General features: G+C 65.1%; 25 protein-coding genes and 1 tRNA gene. 16 read left to right on the forward strand and 10 right to left on the reverse strand.

Features of this window, described 5'->3' with window-relative positions:
* Window positions 1–149: 149 nt before the first annotated feature.
* The 6 genes from petA to ADAD_RS0103045 all read left to right on the forward strand — a co-directional run bounded on the left by petA (window position 150) and on the right by ADAD_RS0103045 (window position 6,133).
* A complete protein-coding gene (gene petA / locus ADAD_RS0103020) occupies window positions 150–731 on the forward strand; it encodes a ubiquinol-cytochrome c reductase iron-sulfur subunit (protein WP_029139867.1) in 582 nt (193 codons plus the stop codon).
* A 20-nt stretch (window positions 732–751) separates the two neighbouring features.
* Window positions 752–2,041, forward strand: coding sequence for a cytochrome b (locus tag ADAD_RS0103025; protein ID WP_010409507.1), 1,290 nt, complete (start codon window positions 752–754; stop codon window positions 2,039–2,041).
* Between the two features lie 29 nt (window positions 2,042–2,070).
* Complete coding sequence (locus tag ADAD_RS0103030) at window positions 2,071–2,940, forward strand: cytochrome c1 (RefSeq protein ID WP_010409511.1); 870 nt, start codon at window positions 2,071–2,073, stop codon at window positions 2,938–2,940.
* 40 nt (window positions 2,941–2,980) lie between these two features.
* Window positions 2,981–3,520, forward strand: coding sequence for an adenine phosphoribosyltransferase (locus ADAD_RS0103035; RefSeq protein ID WP_029139868.1), 540 nt, complete (start codon window positions 2,981–2,983; stop codon window positions 3,518–3,520).
* 79 nt (window positions 3,521–3,599) lie between these two features.
* Window positions 3,600–5,456 carry a cation:proton antiporter gene (locus tag ADAD_RS0103040; protein WP_010409516.1) on the forward strand — a complete coding sequence of 619 codons (1,857 nt, stop codon included), beginning with the start codon at window positions 3,600–3,602 and terminating at the stop codon, window positions 5,454–5,456.
* 26 nt (window positions 5,457–5,482) lie between these two features.
* On the forward strand, window positions 5,483–6,133 hold the full coding sequence (locus tag ADAD_RS0103045) for an OmpA family protein (protein ID WP_010409520.1): 651 nt from the start codon (window positions 5,483–5,485) through the stop codon (window positions 6,131–6,133).
* 8 nt (window positions 6,134–6,141) lie between these two features.
* Here ADAD_RS0103045 and ADAD_RS0103050 read toward each other — a convergent pair whose 3' ends face one another.
* From ADAD_RS0103050 to cysD, 3 genes are read right to left on the reverse strand one after another with little or no spacing between them, the layout of a single operon-like run.
* Window positions 6,142–6,873 carry a 3'(2'),5'-bisphosphate nucleotidase CysQ gene (locus ADAD_RS0103050; RefSeq protein WP_010409523.1) on the reverse strand — a complete coding sequence of 244 codons (732 nt, stop codon included), beginning with the start codon at window positions 6,871–6,873 and terminating at the stop codon, window positions 6,142–6,144.
* Window positions 6,870–8,795, reverse strand: a complete 1,926-nt coding sequence (cysN, locus tag ADAD_RS0103055) for a sulfate adenylyltransferase subunit CysN (RefSeq protein WP_010409526.1) — start codon at window positions 8,793–8,795, stop codon at window positions 6,870–6,872. Before cysN ends, ADAD_RS0103050 begins: the two co-directional genes overlap by 4 nt.
* On the reverse strand, window positions 8,795–9,697 hold the full coding sequence (cysD, locus tag ADAD_RS0103060; RefSeq protein ID WP_010409528.1) for a sulfate adenylyltransferase subunit CysD: 903 nt from the start codon (window positions 9,695–9,697) through the stop codon (window positions 8,795–8,797). The genes cysN and cysD overlap by 1 nt, the downstream gene beginning before the upstream one ends.
* 129 nt (window positions 9,698–9,826) lie before the next feature.
* Between cysD and ADAD_RS0103065 the strand changes: the two genes are divergently transcribed.
* A tRNA-Gly gene (locus tag ADAD_RS0103065) sits at window positions 9,827–9,900 on the forward strand.
* A gap of 115 nt (window positions 9,901–10,015) precedes the next feature.
* On the opposite strand, the gene panC is transcribed toward ADAD_RS0103065, so the two are convergent.
* A complete protein-coding gene (gene panC / locus ADAD_RS0103070; protein ID WP_029139869.1) occupies window positions 10,016–10,879 on the reverse strand; it encodes a pantoate--beta-alanine ligase in 864 nt (287 codons plus the stop codon).
* A gap of 102 nt (window positions 10,880–10,981) precedes the next feature.
* Between panC and ADAD_RS0103075 the strand changes: the two genes are divergently transcribed.
* From ADAD_RS0103075 to ADAD_RS0103095, 5 genes are read left to right on the forward strand one after another with little or no spacing between them, the layout of a single operon-like run.
* Entirely contained in the window at window positions 10,982–11,794 is an 813-nt protein-coding gene (locus ADAD_RS0103075; protein WP_010409535.1) for a division plane positioning ATPase MipZ, read from the forward strand.
* A complete protein-coding gene (locus tag ADAD_RS0103080; RefSeq protein ID WP_010409537.1) occupies window positions 11,791–12,087 on the forward strand; it encodes a J domain-containing protein in 297 nt (98 codons plus the stop codon). Before ADAD_RS0103075 ends, ADAD_RS0103080 begins: the two co-directional genes overlap by 4 nt.
* Window positions 12,084–13,487 (forward strand): phosphoglucomutase/phosphomannomutase PgmG, encoded by a 1,404-nt coding sequence (pgmG, locus tag ADAD_RS0103085; protein WP_010409540.1) that lies wholly within the window; start codon window positions 12,084–12,086, stop codon window positions 13,485–13,487. Before ADAD_RS0103080 ends, pgmG begins: the two co-directional genes overlap by 4 nt.
* Before the next feature lie 51 nt (window positions 13,488–13,538).
* Window positions 13,539–14,552 (forward strand): DUF2059 domain-containing protein, encoded by a 1,014-nt coding sequence (locus ADAD_RS0103090; RefSeq protein WP_010409542.1) that lies wholly within the window; start codon window positions 13,539–13,541, stop codon window positions 14,550–14,552.
* Window positions 14,553–14,591: 39 nt separating this feature from the next.
* Window positions 14,592–17,030, forward strand: coding sequence for a ligase-associated DNA damage response DEXH box helicase (locus ADAD_RS0103095; protein ID WP_010409544.1), 2,439 nt, complete (start codon window positions 14,592–14,594; stop codon window positions 17,028–17,030).
* 21 nt (window positions 17,031–17,051) lie between these two features.
* Here the strand turns inward: ADAD_RS0103095 and ADAD_RS0103100 are convergent, their stop codons facing one another.
* The 5 genes from ADAD_RS0103100 to ADAD_RS0103120 all read right to left on the reverse strand — a co-directional run bounded on the left by ADAD_RS0103100 (window position 17,052) and on the right by ADAD_RS0103120 (window position 20,238).
* Entirely contained in the window at window positions 17,052–17,429 is a 378-nt protein-coding gene (locus ADAD_RS0103100) for a biopolymer transporter ExbD (protein WP_010409546.1), read from the reverse strand.
* Between the two features lie 200 nt (window positions 17,430–17,629).
* A complete protein-coding gene (locus tag ADAD_RS0103105) occupies window positions 17,630–18,064 on the reverse strand; it encodes an ExbD/TolR family protein (RefSeq protein ID WP_029139871.1) in 435 nt (144 codons plus the stop codon).
* A gap of 27 nt (window positions 18,065–18,091) precedes the next feature.
* Complete coding sequence (locus tag ADAD_RS0103110; protein WP_010409549.1) at window positions 18,092–18,619, reverse strand: ExbD/TolR family protein; 528 nt, start codon at window positions 18,617–18,619, stop codon at window positions 18,092–18,094.
* 86 nt (window positions 18,620–18,705) lie between these two features.
* Window positions 18,706–19,452 (reverse strand): MotA/TolQ/ExbB proton channel family protein, encoded by a 747-nt coding sequence (locus ADAD_RS0103115; RefSeq protein WP_010409552.1) that lies wholly within the window; start codon window positions 19,450–19,452, stop codon window positions 18,706–18,708.
* Window positions 19,453–19,542: 90 nt separating this feature from the next.
* Window positions 19,543–20,238 carry an energy transducer TonB gene (locus tag ADAD_RS0103120; protein WP_033193145.1) on the reverse strand — a complete coding sequence of 232 codons (696 nt, stop codon included), beginning with the start codon at window positions 20,236–20,238 and terminating at the stop codon, window positions 19,543–19,545.
* Between the two features lie 323 nt (window positions 20,239–20,561).
* Here ADAD_RS0103120 and ADAD_RS0103125 point away from each other — a divergent pair, with 323 nt between their 5' ends.
* Together ADAD_RS0103125 and ADAD_RS0103130 are read left to right on the forward strand one after the other, a co-directional pair.
* Window positions 20,562–21,431: a hypothetical protein gene (locus tag ADAD_RS0103125; protein ID WP_010409555.1), complete on the forward strand. Its 870-nt coding sequence runs from the start codon at window positions 20,562–20,564 to the stop codon at window positions 21,429–21,431.
* Between the two features lie 93 nt (window positions 21,432–21,524).
* Window positions 21,525–22,853 (forward strand): homoserine dehydrogenase, encoded by a 1,329-nt coding sequence (locus ADAD_RS0103130; RefSeq protein WP_010409557.1) that lies wholly within the window; start codon window positions 21,525–21,527, stop codon window positions 22,851–22,853.
* 19 nt (window positions 22,854–22,872) lie between these two features.
* On the opposite strand, the gene ADAD_RS0103135 is transcribed toward ADAD_RS0103130, so the two are convergent.
* Window positions 22,873–23,490 carry a hypothetical protein gene (locus ADAD_RS0103135; protein WP_139020321.1) on the reverse strand — a complete coding sequence of 206 codons (618 nt, stop codon included), beginning with the start codon at window positions 23,488–23,490 and terminating at the stop codon, window positions 22,873–22,875.
* Between the two features lie 63 nt (window positions 23,491–23,553).
* Between ADAD_RS0103135 and glpX the strand changes: the two genes are divergently transcribed.
* Together glpX and ADAD_RS16275 are read left to right on the forward strand one after the other, a co-directional pair.
* Window positions 23,554–24,537, forward strand: a complete 984-nt coding sequence (gene glpX, locus ADAD_RS0103140) for a class II fructose-bisphosphatase (protein ID WP_010409562.1) — start codon at window positions 23,554–23,556, stop codon at window positions 24,535–24,537.
* A gap of 10 nt (window positions 24,538–24,547) precedes the next feature.
* Window positions 24,548–25,240, forward strand: coding sequence for a DUF6544 family protein (locus ADAD_RS16275; RefSeq protein ID WP_139020322.1), 693 nt, complete (start codon window positions 24,548–24,550; stop codon window positions 25,238–25,240).
* The last annotated feature ends 72 nt before the right edge of the window (window positions 25,241–25,312 follow it).

The following is a 25,312-nucleotide window of genomic DNA, read 5'->3' on the forward strand; positions in this document are numbered from 1 at the left end:
AGCCACCACCTTACGCGCTAACAGCCCGCGCTAACGGGAAGGGGGCCTCGCTCCCCGACGCGGTCGTTCGCATGCGGATCGCGCACATTCCCTGAAGGCAACACGGGCGGATCGGCTCGATCCCGATGCGCCGCGACAAGGCAGGAACGATGGCAGAGGCAACTGGTGCCGCGACCGCGGAACCCCATGAAACAGGCGATCTGACCGATGGCGTGCGCCGTCGTGACTTCATCAACATCGCCGCGCTGAGCGCGGCCGGTGTCGGCGGGGCGGCGGTTCTCTATCCGCTGATCAGCCAGATGGCCCCTTCGGCAGACGTTCTGGCCGAAAGCACGACCGAGGTCGACGTATCGGCGATCCAGCCGGGCCAGGCGATCAAGGCTGTGTTCCGCAAGCAGCCACTGTTCGTGCGCCGACTGACGCCTGCGGAAATGGAAGCGGCCGATGCCGTTCCGCTCAGCGCGCTGCGCGATCCGCAGACGCTCGCCGAGCGGACCAAGGACGGCCATCACGACCTGCTCGTCACCATGGGCGTGTGTACCCACCTCGGCTGCGTGCCGCTGGGCGCTGCAGAGGGTGAGAACAAGGGCGAATTCGGCGGCTATTTCTGCCCCTGCCACGGTTCGCAGTTCGATACCGCAGCCCGCATCCGCAAGGGCCCCGCGCCGACCAATCTCGAAGTGCCGGAATATGTGTTTTCGCCTGACGGCAGCACCATCACCGTCGGCTAAGGAATACGAGAGACAGACCTATGAGTTTTCCCTGGGCCAAGGAATATACCCCGGCGAGCGGGTTCACCAAGTGGGTGGACGAGAAGCTGCCCCTGCCGCGTTTCGTCTATAACGCGATCGGCGGCGGCTATCCGGTGCCGCGCAACCTCAACTACATGTGGAATTTCGGCGTTCTGGCGGGCTTCTGCCTGGTGCTCCAGATCGTCACCGGCGTGGTGCTGGCGATGCATTACGCCGCCAACGCGCAGGTCGCATTCGGCACGGTCGAGCACATCATGCGCGATGTGAACTGGGGCTGGATGATGCGCTACATGCACGCCAACGGCGCCAGCTTCTTCTTCATGGTGCTGTACCTGCACATTTTCCGCGGTTTCTTCTACGCTTCGTACAAGCCGCCGCGCGAGATGATCTGGCTGCTGGGCGTGGTCATCTTCCTCCTCGCCATGGCGACCGCGTTCATGGGTTACGTCCTGCCGTGGGGCCAGATGAGCTTCTGGGGCGCCAAGGTCATCACCGGTCTGTTCTCCGCCATCCCGCTGGTGGGCGAGCCGATCCAGGTCTGGCTTCTGGGCGGTTTCGCGCCCGATAATGCCGCGCTGAACCGCTTCTTCTCGCTGCACTTCCTGCTGCCCTTCGTGATTGCCGCCGTGGTGATCCTGCACATCTGGGCGCTGCACATCCCCGGTTCGTCCAACCCGACCGGCGTGGAAGTGAAGAGCGAAAGCGACACCGTGCCGTTCCACCCGTACTATACGGCGAAGGACGGTTTCGGACTGGGCGTCTTCCTGATCATCTACTGCGTGTTCGTGTTCTTCCTGCCGAACATGCTGGGCCACCCGGACAATTACATCGAGGCGAACCCGCTCTCGACCCCGGCGCACATCGTGCCCGAATGGTATTTCTATCCGTTCTACGCGATTCTGCGTGCCTTCACCTTCGACTTCATCCTCGAGGCGAAGCTGTGGGGCGTGCTCGCCATGTTCAGCTCGATCCTTCTGTGGTTCCTGCTGCCCTGGCTCGATCGTTCGAAAGTGCGCAGCGGCCATTATCGCCCGCTGTTCCGGGTGTTCTTCTGGATATTCATGGCCAACCTGGCGCTGCTGTTCTACCTCGGTGGCGCGCCGGCCGAAGAACCCTACGTGATGCTCAGCCAGCTGGCGACGGCCTACTACTTCCTGCACTTCCTCGTGATTTTGCCGATCGTTTCGTCGATCGAAAAACCCAAGCCGCTGCCATTCTCGATCACCGAGGCGGTTTTGAAGAGCGACAAGCAGGCCGTACTGGGCGAAAACACCAGCCCCGCGACCTGAGACGACGGACAAGAGATTAGGAAATTCCGATGATCCGCATTCTAGCTGCCCTTGCCGGTCTCGTGTTCGCGGGCGTTGCCCTGCTCTCGTTCGGCTTTGGTGCCTACGCCTTTTTCACCGAAGAGCCGCTGCATTCGGCAGAGCACGAGTTCCATCTGCAAGCGCACGGGCCCGAAAGCGGCTTCTCGTTCGACGGGCCGCTGGGCACCTGGGACATCGCGCAGCTGCAGCGCGGCTACAAGGTCTACAAGGAAGTCTGTTCGGCCTGCCACAGCCTGAACTACGTCGCCTTCCGCGATCTGGCGGACCTCGACTATTCCGAGGAACAGGTTAAGGCCGAAGCTGCCAGCTGGCAGGTGCCCGGAATCGATCCGAACACCGGCGAGGCGACCACGCGCCCCGGCACGGACACCGATTATTTCCCTTCGCCCTATCCCAACAAGGTCGCGGCGGCGGCAGCGAACAACAATGCCGTTCCGCCCGATCTCTCGCTGATGACCAAGGCGCGCCATCACGGCACGGACTATGTCTATTCGCTGCTGACGGGCTACACCGATCCGGTGACCTTCGAGAACGACGGCAAGCGGCTGATGGAGGAATTCCCCGATTACGCCACGCCTGAAGGGCTCTATTTCAATCCCTACTTCGCCAACCTCAATCTGGCGATGGCGCCGCCGCTGACCTCGGCCGGGCAGGTGACCTTCGACGATGGCAAGGAAGCCACGATCTCGCAGATGTCGAAGGACGTTGCGGCGTTCCTGACCTGGACTGCCGAACCCAAGCTGATCGAGCGCAAGCAGACCGGCTGGCCGGTGCTCGTCTTCCTGCTCTTCGCGACGGTCCTCGCCTATTTCGCCAAGCGGCAGATCTGGTCGAGCGTGAAGCCGAAGAAGGACTGATCCGATCGGCGGCCCGGACAGCCCTGCCGGCCGCCGCGCCCTGCTCGATACAGAGCAACTGCGCGCGAGCATCCGCACGGTGCCGGACTTCCCCAAGCCGGGCATCCAGTTCCGTGATATTTCGACGTTGCTGGCCAACCCGGCGGCGTTGCATACCAGCGTTACCCTGCTGGCCAGAGAGGTGCGCAGTTCGGGCGCCACGCTGGTCGCCGGTATGGAAGCCCGCGGCTTCATCTTCGGGGCTGCCGTGGCGATAGAAGCAGGCGTGGGCTTCGTGCCCATCCGCAAGCCCGGCAAGCTCCCGGTCGAAACGATCGGGGTGGACTACGCGCTGGAATACGGCAGCGACCGGCTCGAGATCGATCCGGGCGCAATCGACGCGGGCGACAAGGTGGCGCTGGTCGACGATCTCATCGCCACCGGCGGGACCGCGCTCGCCGCAACCCAACTGGTCCGCATGACGAGCGCGGATGTCGCGACCGCACTTTTCGTGGTCGATTTGCCGGATCTGGGTGGCGCGACGCGGCTTCGGAACGCTGGCATTTCCGTCACTTCCCTGCTGTCCTTCGAGGGCGAGTAAGACTGGCATCGCCCAGGGGTCTGGAACCCGAGCGGCTGCAGTACCGTTGTCAGCGGATTGAGGGAGGTCTGATCTAACCATGGAATCGAGCGCACTGGTGATTGCCGCGATCGGCGCGCTGGGCATCGGCGCGCAATGGATTGCGTGGCGTACCGGGTGGCCTGCCATCGTCCTGATGCTGGCCGCAGGTTTCGTTGCGGGCCCGGTTCTGGGTATTTTCAATCCGGAAGAAACCTTCGGTTCGCTGCTGGAACCCATGATCGGCATCGGCGTGGCGCTGATCCTGTTCGAGGGCGGGTTAAGCCTGGATTTCCGCGAATTGCGCCATTCTGGCAGCGCGGTCTGGCGCTTGGCGACGATCGGCGTGATCGTGGGCTGGGCGCTGGGCTCCATAACCGGATATTACGTTGCAGGGATCGTGTGGCCGGTTGCCATCCTGTTCGGCGGGATTCTGGTGGTAACGGGACCGACCGTCGTTCTGCCGCTGCTTCGCCAGTCCAACGTGCAGACCCGCCCCGCCTCGATCCTCAAATGGGAAGCCATCGTCAACGATCCGACCGGCGCTCTCGCGGCGGTCATTGCCTACGAATATTTCCGCAAGGTGGCCGAAGCGCCGGGTGCATCGCTGTTCGAAGTCGTGCCGCCGCTGATCTTCGCGGCGGGGGTTTCGGGCATCATCGGTTATGCTGCCGCCTGGATCATCGCCTACCTGTTTCCGCGCGGCGCCGTACCCGAGTATCTCAAGGTGCCGGTGCTGTTCTCCACCGTCATCGCCGTGTTCGTGGGCACCAACATGATCGAGCACGAGGCCGGTCTGGTCGCCGTGACCGTGATGGGCGTTGCGCTGGCGAACATGGATGTGTCCTCCCTGCGCAGCATCCATCCCTTCAAGGAAAACATCGCCGTCCTGCTGGTCTCGGGGATTTTCATCCTGCTGTCGGCCTCGCTGACCTGGGAAGACCTGCAATATGTGAACTGGCGCTTCGGTGCCTTCCTGGTCGTGCTGCTGTTCGTGGTCCGCCCGGCGACCGTGCTGATCAGCCTGCTGGGCAGCCCGATTCCCTGGAACGAGCGATTCTTCGTCGCGTGGATCGCACCGCGCGGGATCGTGCTGGTTGCCATCTCCGGCCTGTTCGCCCTGCGGCTGAGCGACCTTGGCTATGGCGACGGCAACGTGCTGATCGGGCTGAGCTTCGCGGTGGTCGTCGCAACGATCGTGGCACATGGATTCACGGTAAACCTGGCGGCCAAGCTGCTGAAGGTGAAGGGGACCAGCCGCCCCGGCCTGCTGATCGCGGGCAGTACGGCCTGGACGATCGCGCTCGCCAAACAGATGCACGAACTCAAGACGCCGGTGATGATCGTCGATTCCAGCTGGCAGCGCCTTGCCGCCGCGCGGAGGGAAGGGCTCCCGTTCTACCATGGGGAAATCCTCAACGAGGCAACCGAGCACAATCTCGACCTCAACCCCTATCAGGTGCTCGTCGCCGCGACCGAGAACGAGGCGTACAATACGCTGGTGTGCAACGAATTCGCGCACGAGATCGGGCGGGACAGTGTGTACCAGCTGGGCGAGGCATCGGACGATGATCGCCGCGCGCTGCCCGAAAGCCTGCGCGGGCGTGCCCTGTTCGCCTCCGGCTTCGGTGTCGCCGAGGTCGATGAACGCCAGAAGGAAGGCTGGACCTTCCGCCGGACCAAGCTGACCGAAGAGTTCACGATCGACGATGCGCGGGCCAAGCTGGGCGACAAGGCGCAGATGCTGCTGCTGCTCAGGGAAAACGGAACGATGCGCTTCTTCACCCACGCAGCCAAGCCCGAACCGCGTGCAGGCGACATCATCATTACATATTCACCGCAACAGCTTAAGAGGGCCGAGGCGGAGTCCGCAAAACGGGAAGCCGCGTCGAACGCCGGGCGCCCCAAGCCCGCATGAGAAGATTAGTCGAGGGAGGATTGGCCATGCGTGGCCCGATGATGATGCTGGCGCTCGGTGCGCTTCTGGCAGGTTGTAACGGAGACGAACCGGCGCCTGCGCCCGAGCCGACACCGACGCCGGTCGCCACCGAAGACGGTGCGGAGCAGGCCTCCATCATCCGGCCGGAGATGGAGGTCGAACGGCCCCCCATCGCGCTCGAGCCGCTGCGCGCCACGATCCCGTTCGGCGACGGCGGATCGGACCTGAGCGAGATGGCGCTCGCAGAACTCAACGCCATGCTGGAAACGGACCAGTGGCAGCAGGTCGAGCGGGTGATCCTGCGGGGCCATAGCGATGCCGGCGGTCCGGACAGGGTCAATATGCGCGTGTCGGAAGAACGCGCGCAGGCGGTGGCCGACTGGCTGATGGAACAGGGCCTGGACGAGGAGGCGATCCGCGTGATTCCCTTCGGCGCGCAGAACCCCGTGCAGCCCAACCTTCTGCCCAATGGCGAACCCAATGAACGCGGCCGCGCCGCCAACCGGCGCGTGGAAGTCACGCTCCTGGTGCCCGAAGGTGCGACCATTCCCGATCCGGGCCCGACGGTGACGCCCGAGCCCGAGGGGCCGCCGAGTTCGCCCGCATCGGGCGCGCCGCCCAAACCGCGCGCCACCGGCGGCAGCATCACCCAGTAGTTTGGCGCCTATTGCGCGATCGCGCGCAGGATAGGCTGTGCAAGGTCTTCCCGGCAGATCAGCAAGTCGGGGAGCGACGCGCCGGCGCGATTATAGGCCAGCGGCTCCCCGTCGATCCGCGAGCAATGCAGACCATGCGCCTGGGCCACCGCGACAGGCGCGCAATTGTCCCATTCGAACTGACCGCCGCTGTGCAGGTAGGCATCGGCCTCTCCGCGCACCACGGCCATCGCCTTGGCCCCAGCGGATCCCATGCCCACCAGTTCCAGATCGAGCGCGGCGGACACATTCTCGGCCACGGCGGGGGCGCGCGTCCGGCTGACAACCATCTTTCGGGTAGGAGGCGCGTTTACCGGGGTTCCCGGCGTACTGGTCAGCACCACGTCGAGCGCGGGCAGCCCGACCGCGCCGGTGTGTGCCCTGCCATCCACGGCCAGGCCGATATGGATTGCCCAGTCGTCGCGCCCCTCGGCATATTCGCGGGTGCCGTCGACCGGATCGATGATCCACACGCGCGAATGGGCGAGGCGGGCCGGATCGTCTTCGCTTTCCTCGGATAGAATCGCGTCTTCCGGCCGATGCTGGCGCAGGGCCGCCATGAGAAAGGCGTTCACCGTCTTGTCGCCCGCATCGCCGAGCGCGCGCCCTTCCAGCAGGCCATTCGCGCGCACCTCTATCGCAATGGCCCCCGCCGCCCTGGCCAGCGCCAAGGCGAGCTGCGTGTCGTCCGCCGCACTCATTTGAGCGGCATGACCTGTGCGATGATGTGATCCGCCGCTTCCTCCACCGTCATGTCGACCGTGTTGACGCGGATTTCCGGATTTTCCGGGGCCTCGTAAGGGCTGTCGATTCCGGTGAAGTTCTTCAGCTTGCCCTCCCGCGCTTTCCTGTAGAGGCCCTTCACATCGCGCTGTTCGGCCACCTCCAGCGGCGTGTCGACGAAAATCTCAACGAACTCGCCTTCGGGCAGCATATCGCGCACCATCTTCCTTTCGGCGCGGAAGGGGCTGATGAAGGCGGTCAGCACGATCAGCCCGGCATCCGCCATCAGCTTGGCGACTTCGCCGATCCGGCGGATATTCTCGATCCGGTCGGTTTCGGTAAAGCCCAGATCCCTGTTCAATCCATGGCGCACATTGTCCCCGTCGAGCAGGAAGGTGTGGCGGTTCATCAGGGCGAGCTTCTTTTCGACCGCGTTGGCGATGGTCGACTTGCCCGAGCCCGAAAGGCCGGTGAACCACAGCACGCGCGGAACCTGGTTCTTGAGCGCGGCATGATGATCACGCGCAATGTCCGTGGGTTGCCAGTGGACGTTCTGCGCGCGCCGCAATGCGAAATTGATCATCCCGCACGCGACCGTCGCGTTGCTCTCCTTGTCGATCAGGATGAACCCGCCGAGCGCCTTCGATTCCCTGTAGGGTGCGAATGCTATCGGGCGATCGGTGTGCAGCTCGACCACGCCGATGCTGTTCAGCTCCAGCGTCTTGGCGGCCAGCCGCGCGCCCTCGCCGGTCGGATTATTGACGTCGATCTCGTATTTTGGCGGCTGCAAGGTGGCGGTGACGGTGCGCGTACCGAGCTTGAGCCAGTAGCCGCGCCCCGGCTTCATCGCGATCTTGTCCATCCACACAAGATGCGCGTCGAACTGATCGGCGACCTGCGGTGGGTCCTCCGCACTCGCTATAACGTCGCCGCGGCTGCAATCGACCTCGTCCGCCAGCGTCAGGGTGATGGATTGCCCGGCGACAGCTTCTTCGAGCTGACCATCGAAGGTCTCGATCGCCTTGACCGTGCTCTGCGCGCCCGAAGGCAGGATACGCACTGCATCGCCGGGTCGGATCACCCCATCGCTCGCCAGCCCCGCAAACCCTCGGAAATCCTGATTGGGGCGGTTCACCCATTGGACGGGCATGTGGAAAGGCCCGGTCTGGTCTCCAGCAAGCGGGAGGGCTTCCAGATGCGCCACCAGCGTCGGCCCCTCGTACCACGGCATGGCGGGCGACGCATTGACGACATTGTCGCCCTTGAAGCCGGACAGCGGAATCGCGGCGATATTCTCGAACTCGAGCGCGGCGGCAAAGCCCCGGAAATCGGCCTCGATGCGCTCGAACACGTCCGCCGCGTAATCCACGAGGTCCATCTTGTTGACGGCCAGGATGATGTGGCGAATGCCCAGCAGATGGGCGAGAAAGGCGTGGCGGCGGGTCTGCTGCAGCACGCCCTTGCGCGCATCGACCAGCAGCACCGCGGCGTCGGCGGTGGATGCGCCCGTCACCATGTTGCGGGTATATTGCTCGTGCCCCGGCGTATCCGCGACGATGAACTTGCGGTTCTCGGTCGCGAAAAAGCGGTAGGCGACGTCGATCGTGATGCCCTGTTCACGCTCTGCGGAAAGCCCGTCCACCAGCAACGCGAAATCCAGAGTCTCGCCCTGCGTGCCGACCCGTGCGCTATCGCTTTCGAGCTGCTGCAGCTGGTCCTCGAAAACCATGTGCGAATCGTACAGCAGACGCCCGATCAGAGTGGACTTGCCATCGTCCACGCTACCGCAGGTGATGAAGCGCAGCAGGCCTGCATCGCGGTGACGGGCGAGGTAGGCCTCGATATCCTCGGCGATCAGCGCGTCGGGGCGATATTCGGGCGGAGTTTGCGCGTCGGCCATCAGAAATACCCCTCCGCCTTCTTCTTCTCCATTCCGGCGCCGCCTTCGTCCTTGTCGATCGCGCGGCCCTCCCGCTCGCTGCTGGTGGTCAGCAGCATTTCCTGCACCACAGCCTCGATCGTGTCGGCTTCGCTCTCCACCGCCCCGGTCAGCGGATAGCAGCCAAGCGTGCGGAAGCGGACGGAGCGTGTTTGCGGCTGCTCACCGTCCTTGAGCGGGAAGCGCGCGTCATCCACCATCAGCAGGAGCCCGTCACGCTCCACGACCGGGCGCGGGCTGGCGAAATAGAGCGAGGCGATCTCGATCCCCTCGCCCATGATGTATTGCCAGATATCCAGCTCGGTCCAGTTGGAGATCGGGAAGGCACGGATGCTCTCGCCCGGGTTTTTCCGGGTATTGTAGAGGTTCCACAGCTCCGGGCGCTGGTTCTTCGGGTCCCAGGCATGAGCAGCGGTGCGGAAGGAAAGGACCCGTTCCTTGGCGCGGCTCTTCTCCTCGTCGCGCCGTGCGCCGCCGAAAGCCGCGTCGAAGCCATGGTGGTCGAGCGCCTGCTTCAACCCTTGCGTCTTCCACATGTCGGTATGCAGCGCGCCGTGATCGAAGGGGTTGATGCCGCGTTCCCTGGCTTCCGGGTTCTGCCAGACGAGCAGGTCCATCCCCGCCGCCTGCGCCGAAGCATCGCGCACCGCGTACATTTCCTGAAATTTCCATGTCGTATCGACATGCAGCAGCGGGAAGGGCGGGCTCGCCGGATAGAAGGCCTTGCGGGCCAGGTGCAGCATCACCGCGCTGTCCTTGCCTGCGGAATAGAGCATCACGGGCGCGCGCGCCTCGGCCACGACTTCGCGCATGATGTGAATCGCCTCTGCCTCGAGACGCTGAAGGTGTGTCAGTTTCGCCATTTGCGGGGGACCATGGTCACGACGATTGCGCGCGCCAAGAAAGAATCTGTTTCCCGCTTGCAACCGGCATGGCCGCGATGGAAGCGATTGACGCCCGGGCCCGGCCGGTGGCAAAGGCAATTGCAGCGGGCGGGTATAGCATAGTGGTAATGCTCCAGCCTTCCAAGCTGGCTAGAGGGGTTCGATTCCCCTTACCCGCTCCAGATTTTCACAGAAGATCTGATAGCTCTCTGCATCTTCCTCGCCGCCAGTTCTCTCCCGTCGGGATGCGGGCCGGCAGTCGCCCTTGCCGTCGCGGGGCGATGGATCGGCGCCGTCCTATCGACGCGGGCCCACCGGCATATTGTCGATCAGCCGGGTGCCCTGGATATGTGCGGCGACCAGAAGGCGCGCGGGGCGATCCGGGAGGGCGTCGATTCGCTGCAGCGAGGCCGCATCGGCGAGCGCGGCATAATCGACTCTGGTAAATCCTCCCTCGAGCAGAGTGGCCTCAAGCTCGGCCAGGGCATCGGCCACCGGCGTTCCGCCTTCGATCTTTCCGATCGCTTCGCGCATCGCAGCGGGCAGGGCGGCTGCCTGCCGTCGCGCGGTTTCGTCGAGGTAGCGGTTGCGGCTCGACAGGGCGAGGCCGTCCGCCTCGCGCACGGTCGGCACCCCATGGATCGAATCGGCGTCGGGCAGCGTCAGATCGAGGTCGCGCGCCATCCGGCGGATCACCGCAAGCTGCTGCCAGTCCTTTTCGCCGAACAGTGCGATATCCGGCTGTACCTGGTTGAACAGTTTGCACACCACCGTCGCCACGCCCGCAAAGTGCCCCGGCCTGCTGGCACCGCAGAAATCCGCACTCACGCCATCGACGGCGATGCTCGTCGAGAAGCCGTCCGGGTACATCGTCCCGGCGTCCGGCGCCCACAGGGCGTCCACGCCTTCCGCCTCCAACAATTGTGCATCCGCCTCCATGGTGCGGGGATAGGCATCCAGGTCTTCGTTCGGACCGAACTGGGTCGGGTTGACGAAGATCGACACGACGACCCGGTCGGCCTTGGTGCGCGCCTCGCGCACCAGCGTCAGATGTCCTTCATGCAGCGCGCCCATGGTGGGCACCAGGGCGATGGTTTCTCCACCATCGCGCCATGCCTCTATCGAGGTTCTCAAGAGATCGAGCCGGTGAATAGATTGCATGGCTGGGGGGCCTCCGATAGACGATTGGTTGACCGGCCTAGCGCTGCCCGAACTCGGGTTGCAACGGCCCCGTTCCGCAATTCAGCAAAGGATCGCCAGCAAGTGTCAGGCCGCCGCACCCACCGGATCGTTTTCGCCAACGAAAAGGGGGGCACCGGCAAGTCGACCACCGCTGTGCACGTCGCCGTGGCGCTTGCCTATCAGGGCGCAAAGGTGGTGGCGATCGACCTCGACCATCGCCAGCGCACGATGGACCGTTATTTCGAGAACCGCGACGAGACCGCGCGGCGCAGGAAGATCAGCCTGCCTACCGCCGCCTGCGCGGTATTTTCCGGCGGAGACGAAGCGGCGCTGGAAGAAAAGTCACGCGAACTGGCGGAGGATGCCGATTTCCTGATCTTCGACACGCCCGGACGCGACGATCCGCTGGCCCGCTACGTGGCGCAGGAAGGCGATACGCTGGTCACGCCGCTGAACGACAGTTTCGTCGACTTCGATCTGATCGGGCAGGTGGATGCGGAAAGCTTCAAGGTCCGTCGACTGAGCTTCTACGCCGAAGCGATCTGGGAAGCGCGGCTCGCGCGCAGCAAGACCGCGATCGAGCAGGATCGACCGCAGATGGACTGGGTGGTGGTGCGCAACCGCACCGGTCATACCGAAGCGCGCAACATGGTCCGCATCGAACGCGCGCTGACCGAACTCAGCAAGCGGGTGGGCTTCCGCGTCTCCTCGGGCCTGTCCGAACGCGTGATCTATCGCGAACTGTTCCCCTCGGGCCTCACGCTGCTCGACAAGGGCTATCTGGGCGATCTGGGGACCAGCCACCTCGTCGCCCGGCAGGAACTGCGCCAGCTGGTCCAGAACCTGCGCCTGCCCGTTCCCGAGGGCGCGAACCGGGCACTCGAAGCGGCATGATGCGCTTCCTCGTCATCGCCGTGGTGGTCAGCGTGCTGTGCCGCTGGATTGCCGGGCGATGGCCGTGGGATTTTCTCAAACCGAAACCCACCCGCGCGCAGCAGGTATTCCGTGCGCGCAAGCTGCTCGGCGTATCGTCGCAAGCCAGTCATGCGCAGATCATCGAGGCGCACAAGCGGCTGGTGCGCCAGGTCCATCCCGATATGGGAGGGACCAACGCACAGGTGCACGAGGCGAATGCCGCGCGCGACACCCTGATCGACAATCTTCCCGACACTGCGAGACAACCATGAGCCACGCTTTCGATCCCACCATCCTGCGCGAATACGACATTCGCGGCATCATCGGCGAGACGCTGGAGGCGGACGACGCCCGCGCCATCGGGCGCAGTTTCGGAACCTTGTTGCGGCGGGCCGGCGGCACAACCGTCGCGGTCGGCTATGACGGGCGGCAAAGCTCGCCCATGCTCGAACACGCGCTGGTCGAGGGGTTGACCGCGAGCGGTTGCAACGTGGTCCGGATCGGGCTCGGCGCGACGCCGATGCTCTATTACGCCGAAGCTTCTGCGGAGGAAGTGGACGGCGGAATACAGATAACCGGCAGCCATAACCCCCCCAATTACAACGGCTTCAAGATGGTTTTTCAGGGCCGCCCGTTCTTCGGGGAGGATATCCAGCGACTGGGCGAGATCTCCGCTGCCGGCGACTGGGAAGATGGCACCGGCAGCGTGTCCGACAGGCCCCTGCTCGACGCTTATGTCGAGCGACTGATGGAGGGACTCGACGGGATCGATCGGGCCACTCTGGCCAGCCTCAGGATCGGCTGGGACGCGGGCAATGGCGCGGCCGGCCCGGCGCTCGACAAGCTCGTCGCCAGGCTGCCGGGCGAGCATCATGTCCTGTATTCCGAGGTCGACGGCACCTTCCCCAATCATCATCCCGATCCGACGGTCGAGGAGAACCTGGCGGACCTGCGCGCGCTGGTTGCCGAGAAGAACCTCGATTTCGGCGTGGCATTCGACGGCGATGGAGACCGGATCGGTGCGATCGACGGCGAAGGGCGGGTCATCTGGGGCGACCAGCTGCTGATGATCTACGCGGAAGATCTTCTGCAAAGGCGCAAGGGCGCAACGATTATTGCGGACGTGAAGGCCAGCCGCGCCCTGTTCGATCATGTCGCCGCGAACGGCGGCAAACCGCTGATGTGGAAGACCGGCCACTCGCTCATCAAATCGAAGATGAAGGAAACGGGTTCGCCCCTCGCCGGTGAAATGAGCGGCCACGTGTTCTTTGCGGATACCTATTACGGCTTCGACGATGCGCTTTATGCCGGGGTCAGGCTGATTGCGGCTTCGGCCCGGCTCGGCCGGTCCGTCACGCAGCTGCGCGGTGCGATGCCCGCCATGGTCAACACGCCGGAGATGCGCTTCCAAGTGGACGAAGCGCGCAAGTTCGCGGCGATCGAGGAGGTCAAGACGCGGCTTGCCGACAGCCCCGACCAGGTCGATGGCACCGATGGCGTGCGCGTGACCAATGCCGATGGCTGGTGGCTGCTGCGCGCCTCCAACACGCAGGATGTGCTGGTGGCGCGTGCAGAGAGCGACAGCGAGGATGGCCTTGCGCGGCTGATGGAGCAGATCGACGCCCAGCTCGCCGCCTCGGGGCTCGAGCGCGGTCCGCAAGCCGGACACTGATCGCACGGGATTGAACGAAGACGCGTTAGGACGAACCTGGGGGGAAAGGTCATGAAGAAAACAGCACTCGTTGCCGCGCTTGGCTCGCTCGCACTGGCGCAACCGGCCTTCGCGCAGGACTCTGCCGGGCAGGCCGAAACCGATGTCGAGATCGCTTTCGAGAGCGACGATACCGGTCAGGACGACGGGGAACCGGACCCTATGGCGCTCGCCATGATCACCGGGATTCTTGGCGCCATGTTTGAAGCCGATCCGCTGACGGCCGAGGCCGAGGCGAGGCTGCCGGAAGCCAACGCAATCGCCGCGAGCCTCATACCCGAAGGCGTCTATGGCGAGATGATGGGCCAGATGATGGATTCCTTCCTCTCGCCGATCATGGAGCTGGCCGAGGCGGATGGCGGTGCGATGAGCGCGGGCGACCTCACCGAATATACCGGGCTCTACGGCGAAGATCTGGAAGGTCTGTCGCAGGAGGAGCGTGGCGAACTCACGCAGATTTTCGACCCCGTCTACGAAACGCGGACGCAGGCCCAGTTCGATATGATTATCGGCGTGGCCAACTCGGCTTTCTCGGTCCTCGAGCCGGGGGTGCGCGAAGGGCTCGCCAAGGCCTATGCCAGTCGGTTCGAGGCAAGCGAACTGGCGGCATTGAACGCCTTTTTCGCCACGCCTGTGGGTGCGAAGTATGCCAGCCAGAGCCTTGTCATCAATACCGATCCGCAGGTGATATCGGGCATGATGCAGTCGATCCCCGCGCTGATCGAACAGCTGCCCGTGATGCTCGAAAGCATCGAGGATGCAGAGGCGGGCCTGCCCGAACCGCGCGGCTACGACGATCTGACCCCGTCGGAACAGCGCCGGGCTTCGGCAATCCTCGGCGTCGATCAGCAAACCCTGCGCGAGAGCATGGCCGCGGCCGACATGAGGGCGGAGGACGCCGCAGCGGCCGATGCAGAAGCGAACATGGACGCGATGGGCGGTGCTTTCGACGATGCCTTCGACGGCGAGGCCGATGGCGCCGGGGCAGCCGGAGACGGGCTGGAGGGAGATAGCGGCGCCGAATAAGCCCTCGGCTCCAACCCGCCGCTCGTGCATTGTGGTGGCATGACGGGCACCGGCATTCCGCCTGAAATCGAAGACTGGTTCGCGGGGCGCGGCTGGCGCGTCCGCGACCATCAGCGCGCCATGCTTGAGGCGAGCGATCGGGGCGATCACGCGCTGCTGGTTGCCGATACGGGTGCGGGCAAGACGCTGGCCGGCTTCCTCCCCACGCTCGCCGCGTTCACGCCCTCACGCCTCGGCGATGCACCGCCGCCCGAGGGGCTGCACACGATCTATGTCTCGCCCCTCAAAGCCCTCGCGCAGGATGTTGCGCGGAATCTGATCGCTCCGATCGAAGAAATGGGGCTTCCGATCCGCGCCGAAACGCGCAGTGGCGATACCTCGTCGGACAGGAAACGCCGCCAGCGCGACAAGCCGCCGCACGTATTGCTGACCACGCCGGAAAGCCTCTCGCTGCTGCTCTCCTACCCGGAGAGCTTCGATCTCTTTGCCACCTGCAAGCGGATCGTGATCGACGAGGTTCACGCTTTCGCCACCGGCAAGCGGGGCGATCTGCTGGGCCTGTGCCTCGCGCGGTTGCAGGCCATCGCGCCCGATATGCAGCGCGCCGCGCTGTCCGCCACGGTGGCCAACGAAGAAGGCTTCAGGGCATGGCTGGCCCCGTGGGGTGAGATCGACCGGGTCGCGGTGGTGCAGGGCGAGCCGGGGGCGCCGCCCGAGGTCGAGATCCTGCTGCCGGAGGAGAACCGGGTGCCCTGGGGCGGCCATGCTGCGACGTGGGCTATCCCCCAGCTCTACGAGCTCCTGCGGCAGAATCGCACCACGCTGGTCTTCACCAACACGCGCTTCCTTGCCGAGTACATTTTCCAGCATCTTTGGGACGTGAACGAGGACAAGCTGCCCATCGGCATTCACCATGGCTCGCTGAGCCGTGAGGCGCGCGAGAAGGTGGAGGCCGCGATGGCAGCCGGGGAACTGAGGGCGCTGGTGGCGACCGCCAGTCTCGATCTGGGCGTCGACTGGGGCGATATCGATTGCGTGGTTCAGATGGGCGCGCCCAAGGGGTCCTCGCGCCTGTTGCAGCGCGTGGGGCGGGCCAACCACCGGCTTGATCAGCCAAGTCGCGCTGTGCTCGTGCCGGGCAACCGGTTCGAATTTCTCGAAGCGCAGGCCGCCAAGGACGCGGTCGATGAAGGACAGCGCGATGGGGAGGATTTCCGCGAGGGCGGGCTCGACGTCCTCGCGCAGCATGTGATGGCCTGCGTTTGCGCCGCGCCATTCGACGAGGCGGATCTGCTCGCGCAGGTGCGCAGCTGCCTGCCTTATGCCTGGGTCGACGAAGAGGTGTTCGCGCGCGTTCTGAATTTCGTCGCCACGGGCGGATATGCGCTCAAGGCCTATGACCGGTTCCAGCGCATCGTGCGCGACCGTGACGGGACCTGGCGCCTCACCCACCCGCAGCATGCCGCACGCCACCGCCTCAACGCAGGCATCATCATGGATGCGGAGATGCTGGAGGTGCGCTTTCGCAACGGCCGCTCGCTCGGCCGGGTGGAAGAGAATTTCGCGGCGCAGCTATCCCCGGGCGATACCTTCGCCTTCGCGGGCACCTCGCTCGAGGTGGAGCAGCTGCGCGACATGGAGGTGATCGTCCGTGCCTCCACCAAGGCCGCGATGATCCCGAGTTACGGCGGTGCCCGCATGCCGCTGACCACACACCTTGCGGGGCGCGTGCGGGAGATGCTGGTCGACCGGGCGGGCTGGGGCCGCTTCCCCGACGATGTGCGCGAATGGCTGGAAATGCAGGACTGGCGCAGCGAATTGCCGGGGCCAGGCAATCTGGTGGTCGAGAGTTTCCCCAGGGCGGGGCGCGAATATACCGTCTACTACACCTTCATCGGGTGGAACGCGAACCAGTCTCTCGGCATGCTGATCACCAAGCGGATGGAGGATCGCGGGCTGATGCCCGGTGGCTTCGTCGCCAACGACTATTCGCTGGCGGTCTGGGGGCTCAAGCCCGTGAAGGACCCGGCGCCGCTGCTATCGCCCGATATCCTGGCGCACGAATTCGTGGACTGGGTCCAGGATTCGCACTTGTTGCGGCGGTCTTTCCGCGAGGTGGCGGTGATCGGCGGTCTGGTCGAACGCCAGCATCCCGGCCGGCGCAAGAGCGGCAAGCAGGTCACCTTCTCTACCGATCTGATCTACGACGTGCTGCGCAAGTACGAGCCGGACCATGTGCTGCTGGAAGCAGCATGGGCGGATGCGCGCACCCGGATGACGGACGTGGGGCGGCTGGGCGATCTGCTCGATCGCGCGCAGGGCGATCTCGTGCATGTCGAACTGGACCGGGTCAGCCCTCTGGCGGTGCCGGTTATGGTGATGATCGGGCGCGAGAGCGTGCCGCAGGGCTCGGTCGATGATGAGCTTTTGCTGGAGGCAGACAGCCTCGCCGCCGAAGCCATGCGACCTGCCGATTAGCCGCCCGCGCCCGTTCACTGGTCAGTCCGCGGCAAACTCGCGATATTTCTCGTTCCCGACGAACCCGAACCTGGTGACGGGCGAGGCCTCGATCGTGCGCAGCGTGCGGGCAGACAGGTCGTAGCTGGCGTTGGCCTGCGGCTCGAACTGCAATTCGGGTTCGGGCGACATTCTGGCCGACACGCCGAGATTGCCGACGAGTTCGGCCTGCTCGACGGGCGTCCCGTTCCACAGCACCGCGCCACCATCGGTGACCACAACCTTGTTGATCACGGGGTCGACCGTGCCTTCGGACCCGACACCGACATCGATCTCTACCGCATGGGCAGCAAGCGGGATGGTGATGATGAACATGATCAGCAGGACGAGCAGGACGTCGATCAGCGGGGTCATGTTCATTGTGCCCATAGGCTCGGGCGCAGGGGACATCGGCGTAGTGGCCATTGTCACTCTCCCATGACGCGGCCGACCGTTCGGCCTGCGGAGGGCAGAGTACCGCAAATGCAGCGGTGTCGCCAGCGGATACGAAAAAGGGGCGGATCGCTCCGCCCCCTGATCGTGTGGCCGCGCTGTGCGTGGCCTGTCGGATTGCTACCGGCTTACTTGCCGAAAGTCCGGTACTGTTCGTTGCCGACGAAGCCGAACTTCGTCACGCCCGAGGCCTTGATGATGTTCAGCGTCTTGGCCGAAAGGTCGTAGCTGGCGAGCGGTTCCGGCTCGAACTGGAGTTCGGGCTCGGGATCGATCTCCGTGGTCAGCTGGAGGTTGCGTGACAGCTGGCTCTGGTTGATCGTTTCGCCATTCCACAGAATCTCGCCGTCCTGAGTCAGCACGACCTTGTTCTTCACCGGGTCGATCTGATCCTCGGGCGGGGGGTTCGGATCGGGCTGCGGAAGGTCGATATTGACCGCGTGGGTAGCCACAGGAATCGTGATGATGAACATGATGAGCAGCACGAGCAGGACGTCGATCAACGGCGTCATGTTCATGTCGATCATCGGGGCGCCATCATCCGAGCCGCCTGACATAGCCATGGTAGTGGTCTCCTAAGTCTTGTCGGATCAGCCGGGATCGACCGGGTTCGAGATGAACCCGACGGTTGGATATCCGGCAGCCTGAACATTGTAGATCGCGCCAGCCACACACCGCCAGGGTGCATTGATGTCGCCGCGAATATGAACCTGCGGAATAAGTTCCGGGTCGTTCATGATCGCTTCCGGTCCGCCGGCGCGCTGCACGATGCTGTCGAGCCGTTCGAAGGACTGGTCGTACAGTTCCTCGGACGTGACGGGCGTCGTGTTGTTGAAATACACGCGGCAGTCGCCGTCGCGGGCGGCACCGGTGAAGCCGGGCTGTCCCGCGGCATTGCCGTTGCTGTCCGTCGTGCTCACCGTCAGGAGAAGGTTTTCGACCTTGTCCTGCGATTCGCGTGATTCGAAGATCGGAATTTCAAGCTTCTCGATCGTCTGGATCGCGACCGGAACCGCGATCAGGAAGATGATGAGAAGCACCAGCATCACGTCCACCAGCGGAGTGGTATTGATGTCCGCCATCGGCGTGTTGCCGTCGCCTCCCGAAGAAATCGCCATGGTCTGCGTCCTGTACCTTGAGTGACCTGAGAATGATCTGAATGGGGCCGCCCGCTACGCGCGATGCGCGGGGCGGCCCTGCCAGATTACTTCTTGGCGGTCTTGGCGGCCTGCTGGGTGGATGCAGCCGTCATCGGCTTCACCGCACCGTTCGAGTTGATGTAGGCGAGCAGATCGGTCGAGAAGCCGGTCAGCAGCTCGGCGATCCTCTTGTTGCGCGACTGCAGCCAGTTGTACGCGAACACGGCGGGCACGGCGACCAGCAGACCGATCGCGGTCATGATGAGCGCCTCACCAACCGGGCCGGCAACCTTGTCGATCGAGGCCGAACCGGCGAGACCGATGTTGATCAGCGCGCGGTAGATCCCGATCACGGTGCCGAGCAGGCCGACGAACGGCGCGGTCGCGCCGACCGTGGCGAGGAAGGCCAGGCCGCCATTCAGGCGGGACATGATGAGGTCCTGCGAACGCTGCAGCGAACCGTGCATCCAGTCGTGCGCTTCCAGGCTGTCGGTCATCTTGCCGTGCGAGGCCTGAGCTTCGATGCCGTCGTCGACCATCTGGCGCCATGCGCTGTTCTTGTCGAGCTTGGTGGCGCCTTCGTCCAGCGTGTTGGCACGCCAGAACTGGGTGCGGACCTTCTTGTACTGCCGCATCACCTTGGCCTGCTCGAGGTACTTGGTGATGAGGATATAGAACGAACCGATCGACTGGATGACAAGCACGGTAAGGATGGCCCAGGCGACGGGGCCGCCCTGCTCCATCGCTTCCATGAAGCCGAACTGGGTTTCCGGTGCTGCCTCGCCGGCGGCCGCCAAAAGATTGATGAACATCGCGAACTCTCCAAAAAAGAATGGCTAATTAAAACAAACCGACGCGCATCCGCATTTTCCCCACGCGAGGATGCGCGCCACTCCTGAAAATCACCTCGGCAACACGTAGCGGATAGACTGCGACGTGGTTGCCTGGATCGGGTCGCCGGCTGCGTTCAGCGCGGGATTGTAGCGCGCATAGCGCCGCATCCCGCGGCAGGCCGCATCGTCCAGCGTGCTCGAGCCCGAGGAACCGGTCACCGTACACGCGCTGACCCGACCTCTGGTGTCGACGGTGATGCGCATGGTCACGATGCCTTCCTCGTCGCGCGAGAGCGCACGCTGAGGATAGTCGCCCTGGATCTGACCGGCCCAGCGGCCCTGGTTGTCGGGCGACAGACCGCGAGCCTGCGAAGGCGGCGGCGGCGGAGGCGGTGGCGGCGGCGGCGCCGGCGGCGCTACCGGCGCGGCAGGCGGAATCCGCAGTGCCGGCGGTGCGGGCGGCGGAATCGTCTGCTGCGTACGCACCTGGGGCGGGTTTGTGGCCACCGAGATCGGCGGCGGCGGGGCCACCGGGGGTGGAGGCGCAACTTCCTGTTGCGGCTCTTCTGGTGGCGGCGGCTCATCCTCCGGCTCCGGCGGCTCCGGTTCTTCGATGTCGACCGTGGTCACACGTTCGACCATCTCTTTGGTATTGCTGATCCCGAGATACTCCAAGAGCACCCAGAACAGACCAAGGTGGATGAGAACAACGATGATAATCGCGACAAGTTTGTTGCCGCTCATCTGTTGGTCTGAATAAGCCATGCAGTCGCATCACTCCATCAAACACCGGGCGCGGCCCGGCGATCATGTCCGGCGGCTGCACCGGACGGCGATTGTCGGTCCCCTCAGGTCAATCGTTTGCATCCCCGGACACGCCGAAGCCGCAATTTAATTAGCCAGAGGGGCCGTTGCCGGGCCATCTCTTACCGTCCGCCCGGACCGGCCGGGTCTTAAACAGGATGATTACCCTCTGCAAACCCTTTGTCGGTTCAGTGAGGATTCACGGCGAAATGTGTCTCCAGACTGAAAATCTTGTCACCGGAATCATATAACGCGTTCCGACAGGCTTAATTCCGGAGAGTGCCGTGAAGTTCCTCGCCCCGTTCATTGCCACCGCCATGCTCGCAGCAGCCCCCTTGCCGGGTGCCGCCGCTGCGGCGCAGAACTCGGGCAGCGTGGCCGCCGCGCCGACCCAGGCCAGCGATGCGGACCTGATCGACCTGGCGGATTATTCGGATCTCGTCCTGCGCGCAAAAGTGCGCCGCCAGAGCGAGGTGCCGCCCGAGCGTGCGCCCGGACTGAAGCCGGGCCATGCGCGCTTCTATATCGAAGCGGACACGATCGGTCTGATCTCGGGGACGAGTTCCGTGGGCGAGCGCGTGCGTTACCTGGTGGACCTTCCGTATGATGCGCGGGGCCGCAAGCCGAAGCTGAAAAAGGAAGAGGTGCTGCTGTTCGCTCGCCCCGTGCCGCGCAGGCCGGGCGAGATCCAGCTGGTCGCGCCGGACGCCCAATTGCTCTGGAACGATGCGCTGGAACAGCGCACCCGTGCCATTTTGACACAGCTTGTGGCGCCCGGTGCAGCCCCCCGGATCGTGGGCGTGGGCGATGCGCTTTCGGTTGCAGGCACCCTCGCGGGCGAATCGGAAACCCAGATATTCCTGGAGACGGTCGACGATTCTCCGGCCGCGATCAGCGTGGTGCGACGGCCCGGGATGGCGCCGGTGTGGGGTGTATCTTTCTCCGAAATCGTGGATCAGGCGGCCAGCGTTCCGGCCGAGGGCAGCCTCGCCTATTATCGGCTGGCCTGTGCGCTGCCGCGTTCGTTGCCGAGCGAGGCGAACCTGGCCCGCGAGCCTGCCGACCGCGCACGGGCGAGCGACGATTACCGCTTCGTCCTGTCGCAACTGGGCCCTTGCCCGCGCCTGCGCGAGGCGCCGACGCTCTCCTACTGATCGCGCGTCGCGCTGCCACGGGCGCTGCCACAGGCCCGTGAAATATCCCCGGGGGCTTGCCTTCGCGCATGCGGTGCCTAATCGCGTCGCGCCATGGACAGAGCATTCAAACTTGGCATCGCCGGGCTCGGCACGGTCGGCACCGGCGTTGTGCGCCTGCTGAGCGAACACGCCGATCTGCTGGCAGAGCGCAGCGGACGGCGGATCGAAATAGCGGCGGTGAGCGCGCGCAACCCGGCGCGCGATCGCGGGATCGACCTTTCCGGCTACCAGTGGTGCGAGGACCCGGTGGACCTGGCGAATGTCGACGGGCTCGATGCGGTGGTCGAGGTGATCGGCGGCACGGACGGCCCCGCGCTCGATCTTGCCAGGGCGAGCCTCGATGCGAGCCGCTCTTTCGTCACGGCGAACAAGGCGATGATCGCCGAACACGGCCTCGCCCTGGCCGAATCTGCCGAGCGTACCGGCGCCGCGCTCGCCTTCGAAGCCGCGGTTTGCGCGGGGACGCCGATCCTGCAGACCTTGCGCGAAGGCATGGTCGCCAACCGGATCGACCGGATCGAGGGAATCCTCAACGGCACCAGCAATTACATCCTGTCCGCGATGGAGCGTTCGGGCGAGGATTTTGCCGAGACTCTCGCCGAAGCACAGCGGCTCGGTTACGCGGAAGCGGACCCGGCGCTCGACGTTGGTGGCGGAGACGCTGCGCACAAGCTTGCGATCCTTGCTGCGCTCGGCTTCGGCCTCAAGCCCGATTTCGGCAGCGTCGAGGTCGAAGGCATCCGTGATGTGCGGGCCGCCGATATCGCGCAGGCCGAACGGCTTGGATTCGTCATCCGCCTGGTCGCGATGGCCGATCTCGAACGCCGGGAAGATGCGCCCGCTCGCCTCCTGCAGCGGGTCCGTCCCTGCCTGCTGCCCGCAGATCATCCGCTGGCGCGAATCGATGGGCCGACCAACGCGGTGCTGGCCCAGGGCGACTACGCGGGCCCGATCCTGCTGCAGGGCGCGGGCGCAGGCAGCGAATCGACTGCCAGCGCTGTGGTCGCCGATATCGTCGCGCTCGCCCGGGGCGATGCGCGCCCGGCCTTCGGGGTGCCCGCATCCAGCCTGGAAAGCGCGGAAAGCGCCGATTCGGGCTCGCGCGAGGCGCGGTATTACCTGCGGTTCGTGGTTGCGGATCGCCCCGGCGTGCTGGCCGAGCTGGCCGCCGCGATGCGCGATGCGCGGGTGAGTATCCAGAGCCTGATTCAGGAAGGCGAGAATCTGGGCAATGGCGAGGATACCGGCGAGGCCGGGATCATGATTGCCCTGGTTACGCACAAGGCTCCGGCCCGCAACATCAGGGATGCACTGCATCGCCTGGGCGATTCGCCAAGCATCGTCGAAACGCCGCTGGCCATGCCGCTCCTGATGAATTGAGCCCGATTGGTCGGGCGCGCTAGGGTTGCGGCGCAATGCCCTCCTCGTCCGCGGTATCGGTGGCGGGCCCGGGGTCGGACCGATCCGCGGCACTTCCGGCAATCGCCTCCGCTTCGACGAGGGCCTCCCCTTCGTCATACCGGCTGCCACGCGGCGCGAGCCCCCGCGCGATCCGGTCCGCATCCGATCCCGGCGGGGCTTCGGGCAGGGCGGTCACGTCGATCATGTAGACCGGCGGCGGCGGGCACGGAGGCACAACGCACAATCCGCCGACCGTCGCAGGACCCCTGAAGATGCCGGGGCCTGCGACGTCGGGCGCTTCCCCGGCCCAGGACAGGTGGCTGTCGTCGCCCTCCTCCAGCCGCGATGAAACGCGATAGCGCTCCGCATCTGCTTCGACCGGGGCGCACACGATGATGAGGGTTTCGTCTTCGCTGATTTCGCAATCGGCGGGTTTTTCGGGTTCGGGCTCGGGCAGCGTGTAGGCTTCCTTCGCGCGTTCGAGCAGCGGGCCCACGAAATCCGCCGAACCCGCCTCTTGCTCCGCAGGCTGCGAGGATTGCGCCCCCGACGCGCCGGGCCACGCCAGCATGAAGGCGAGCAAAGCGGCGTGCAAATACTTCGATCCAGTCGACACGGCCCCGCTCCCGGACTAGGCGCTCACAGGACCGCCAAGCATACCAGAAGGGCTGAATCACCTATGAACACCGCAAGCGATGGCAAGACGAACGAACTCGACCGGGTGCTCGTGCTCGAAATGGTTCGCGTGACAGAGAAAGCTGCGATTGCGGCTTCGAAGCTGGTCGGGCGCGGGGACGAGAAGGCCGCCGATGCCGCTGCCGTGGAAGCCATGCGGCGCGCCTTCGACAAGCTGGATATCGACGGGACCGTGGTGATCGGGGAGGGCGAGCGGGACGAGGCGCCCATGCTCTATATCGGCGAGAAGGTCGGCGGGGCGCCGGGTGCCGGCCCCAAGATCGACATCGCGCTCGATCCGCTGGAGGGCACCACGATCACCGCCAAGGCCGGGCCCAATGCGCTCGCCGTGCTGGCGGCGGCGGAAGAGGGCAACCTGCTGAACGCGCCCGATGTCTACATGGACAAGCTGGCGGTCGGCCCCGGCTACCCGGAAGGTATCATCGATCTCGCCAAGTCGCCGACCGAGAACGTGAAGGCGGTGGCCGAGGCCAAGGGCGTGAAGCCCGAAGACATCATCGTGTGCGTGCTCGACCGTCCGCGTCACGAGGGCCTGATCGCGGAACTGCGCGCGCTTGGCTGCGGCGTGGCGCTGATCGGCGATGGCGACGTGGCGGGCGTCATCGCCGTCACCGATCCGGACACGACGATCGACATGTACATGGGCCAGGGCGGCGCGCCCGAGGGCGTGCTGGCCGCCGCCGCGCTGCGCTGCGTGGGCGGCCAGTTCAACGGCCGCCTGCTGTTCCGCAACGACGACGAGAAGGCGCGCGCGGCCAAGTGGGGCGTGGAGGATCTGGACCGGATCTACACGCTGGGCGAGCTCGCCAAGGGCGACTGCATCTTCGCCGCCACTGGGGTTACCTCCGGATCGCTGCTGGAAGGCGTCAAGCGCCTGCCGGGAGGCCGGATGACGACGGAAAGCGTGGTGATGCGCTCTTCTTCGGGCACGGTGCGCTGGATCAAGAGCGAGCACCGGGCGCGGTAGGGCGCGACCAGTGGCCGCACCGGGTCATGTGCCTGCCGAGGTCGTGGCACTTGCGCACCGGCTCGGCATCGAAGAGCCGCAATACGGCGGTTCCGTCCTCTTGCGGCAGACCGGCCGGCTGCGCAGCGATGCAAAAGCCCGGTGGATGCGTTTCAAGGCGCGCCAGCACATTGCCGTGGATCGGTGCGGCTTTGCGTGGCGGGCCGGGGTCGGCCCGTTGGGCTTGATCCACGTCGAAGATGCTCTCGACGGTGCAACGCCAATCGGCAGGGTCGCCGCGTTGGGCATAATCCCACTCGCACGGTCCGAATATTCGGTCCCGCTCCTCAAGGGCGAACTGATGCGATATCTCGCCGAGCTGCCGTGGGCACCCGACGCCATCCTCGCCAACTCCGAACTTCAGTGGGAAGCGCAGGGTGAACGGCGACTGGCGGTGAGCGCCACGATCGACGCAATCGAGGCCACGGTCATCTTCCACCTCGACGATACAGGCCTGCCGGTCCGGGTGGAGGGACGCAGGCCACGGCAGGAGGGCGGCGTCTTCCACGAGCGAGAATGGCACGGCGAGTTCGGCGATTTTCGCACGATCGAGGGCCGACTGGTGCCGCATGTCGGGAAAGTCTCCTGGCGCATCGAGGCAGAGCGGGTCGACGTCTGGCACGGGCGGCTTGCGGCGTGGGCGATCACCGGGCCGAAGCGTTGAGTTGCCGGAAACCTCGTCGATCGCTCTGTTGCAATCGCGTGACCGTGGGGTTAGCCGCCGAACCGATCCCGC

Source organism: Citromicrobium sp. JLT1363, assembly GCF_000186705.1.
GTDB lineage: Bacteria > Pseudomonadota > Alphaproteobacteria > Sphingomonadales > Sphingomonadaceae > Alteriqipengyuania.

Excerpts from the sequence above, each read along its gene's own strand:
- panC (WP_029139869.1), bottom strand. The coding sequence starts at position 10,879 with ATGCAATCTATTCACCGGCTCGATCTCTTGAGAACCTCGATAGAGGCA.
- ADAD_RS0103105 (WP_029139871.1), bottom strand. The coding sequence starts at position 18,064 with ATGGCTATGTCAGGCGGCTCGGATGATGGCGCCCCGATGATCGACATG.
- ADAD_RS0103040 (WP_010409516.1), top strand. The coding sequence starts at position 3,600 with ATGGAATCGAGCGCACTGGTGATTGCCGCGATCGGCGCGCTGGGCATC.
- ADAD_RS0103050 (WP_010409523.1), bottom strand. The coding sequence starts at position 6,873 with ATGAGTGCGGCGGACGACACGCAGCTCGCCTTGGCGCTGGCCAGGGCG.
- ADAD_RS0103080 (WP_010409537.1), top strand. The coding sequence starts at position 11,791 with ATGATGCGCTTCCTCGTCATCGCCGTGGTGGTCAGCGTGCTGTGCCGC.
- glpX (WP_010409562.1), top strand. The coding sequence starts at position 23,554 with ATGAACACCGCAAGCGATGGCAAGACGAACGAACTCGACCGGGTGCTC.
- ADAD_RS0103100 (WP_010409546.1), bottom strand. The coding sequence starts at position 17,429 with ATGAACATGACCCCGCTGATCGACGTCCTGCTCGTCCTGCTGATCATG.
- ADAD_RS0103110 (WP_010409549.1), bottom strand. The coding sequence starts at position 18,619 with ATGGCGATTTCTTCGGGAGGCGACGGCAACACGCCGATGGCGGACATC.
- ADAD_RS0103045 (WP_010409520.1), top strand. The coding sequence starts at position 5,483 with ATGCGTGGCCCGATGATGATGCTGGCGCTCGGTGCGCTTCTGGCAGGT.
- ADAD_RS0103115 (WP_010409552.1), bottom strand. The coding sequence starts at position 19,452 with ATGTTCATCAATCTTTTGGCGGCCGCCGGCGAGGCAGCACCGGAAACC.
- petA (WP_029139867.1), top strand. The coding sequence starts at position 150 with ATGGCAGAGGCAACTGGTGCCGCGACCGCGGAACCCCATGAAACAGGC.
- cysN (WP_010409526.1), bottom strand. The coding sequence starts at position 8,795 with ATGGCCGACGCGCAAACTCCGCCCGAATATCGCCCCGACGCGCTGATC.
- ADAD_RS0103130 (WP_010409557.1), top strand. The coding sequence starts at position 21,525 with ATGGACAGAGCATTCAAACTTGGCATCGCCGGGCTCGGCACGGTCGGC.
- pgmG (WP_010409540.1), top strand. The coding sequence starts at position 12,084 with ATGAGCCACGCTTTCGATCCCACCATCCTGCGCGAATACGACATTCGC.
- ADAD_RS0103120 (WP_033193145.1), bottom strand. The coding sequence starts at position 20,238 with ATGGCTTATTCAGACCAACAGATGAGCGGCAACAAACTTGTCGCGATT.
- ADAD_RS0103090 (WP_010409542.1), top strand. The coding sequence starts at position 13,539 with ATGAAGAAAACAGCACTCGTTGCCGCGCTTGGCTCGCTCGCACTGGCG.
- ADAD_RS0103030 (WP_010409511.1), top strand. The coding sequence starts at position 2,071 with ATGATCCGCATTCTAGCTGCCCTTGCCGGTCTCGTGTTCGCGGGCGTT.
- ADAD_RS0103095 (WP_010409544.1), top strand. The coding sequence starts at position 14,592 with ATGACGGGCACCGGCATTCCGCCTGAAATCGAAGACTGGTTCGCGGGG.
- cysD (WP_010409528.1), bottom strand. The coding sequence starts at position 9,697 with ATGGCGAAACTGACACACCTTCAGCGTCTCGAGGCAGAGGCGATTCAC.
- ADAD_RS0103025 (WP_010409507.1), top strand. The coding sequence starts at position 752 with ATGAGTTTTCCCTGGGCCAAGGAATATACCCCGGCGAGCGGGTTCACC.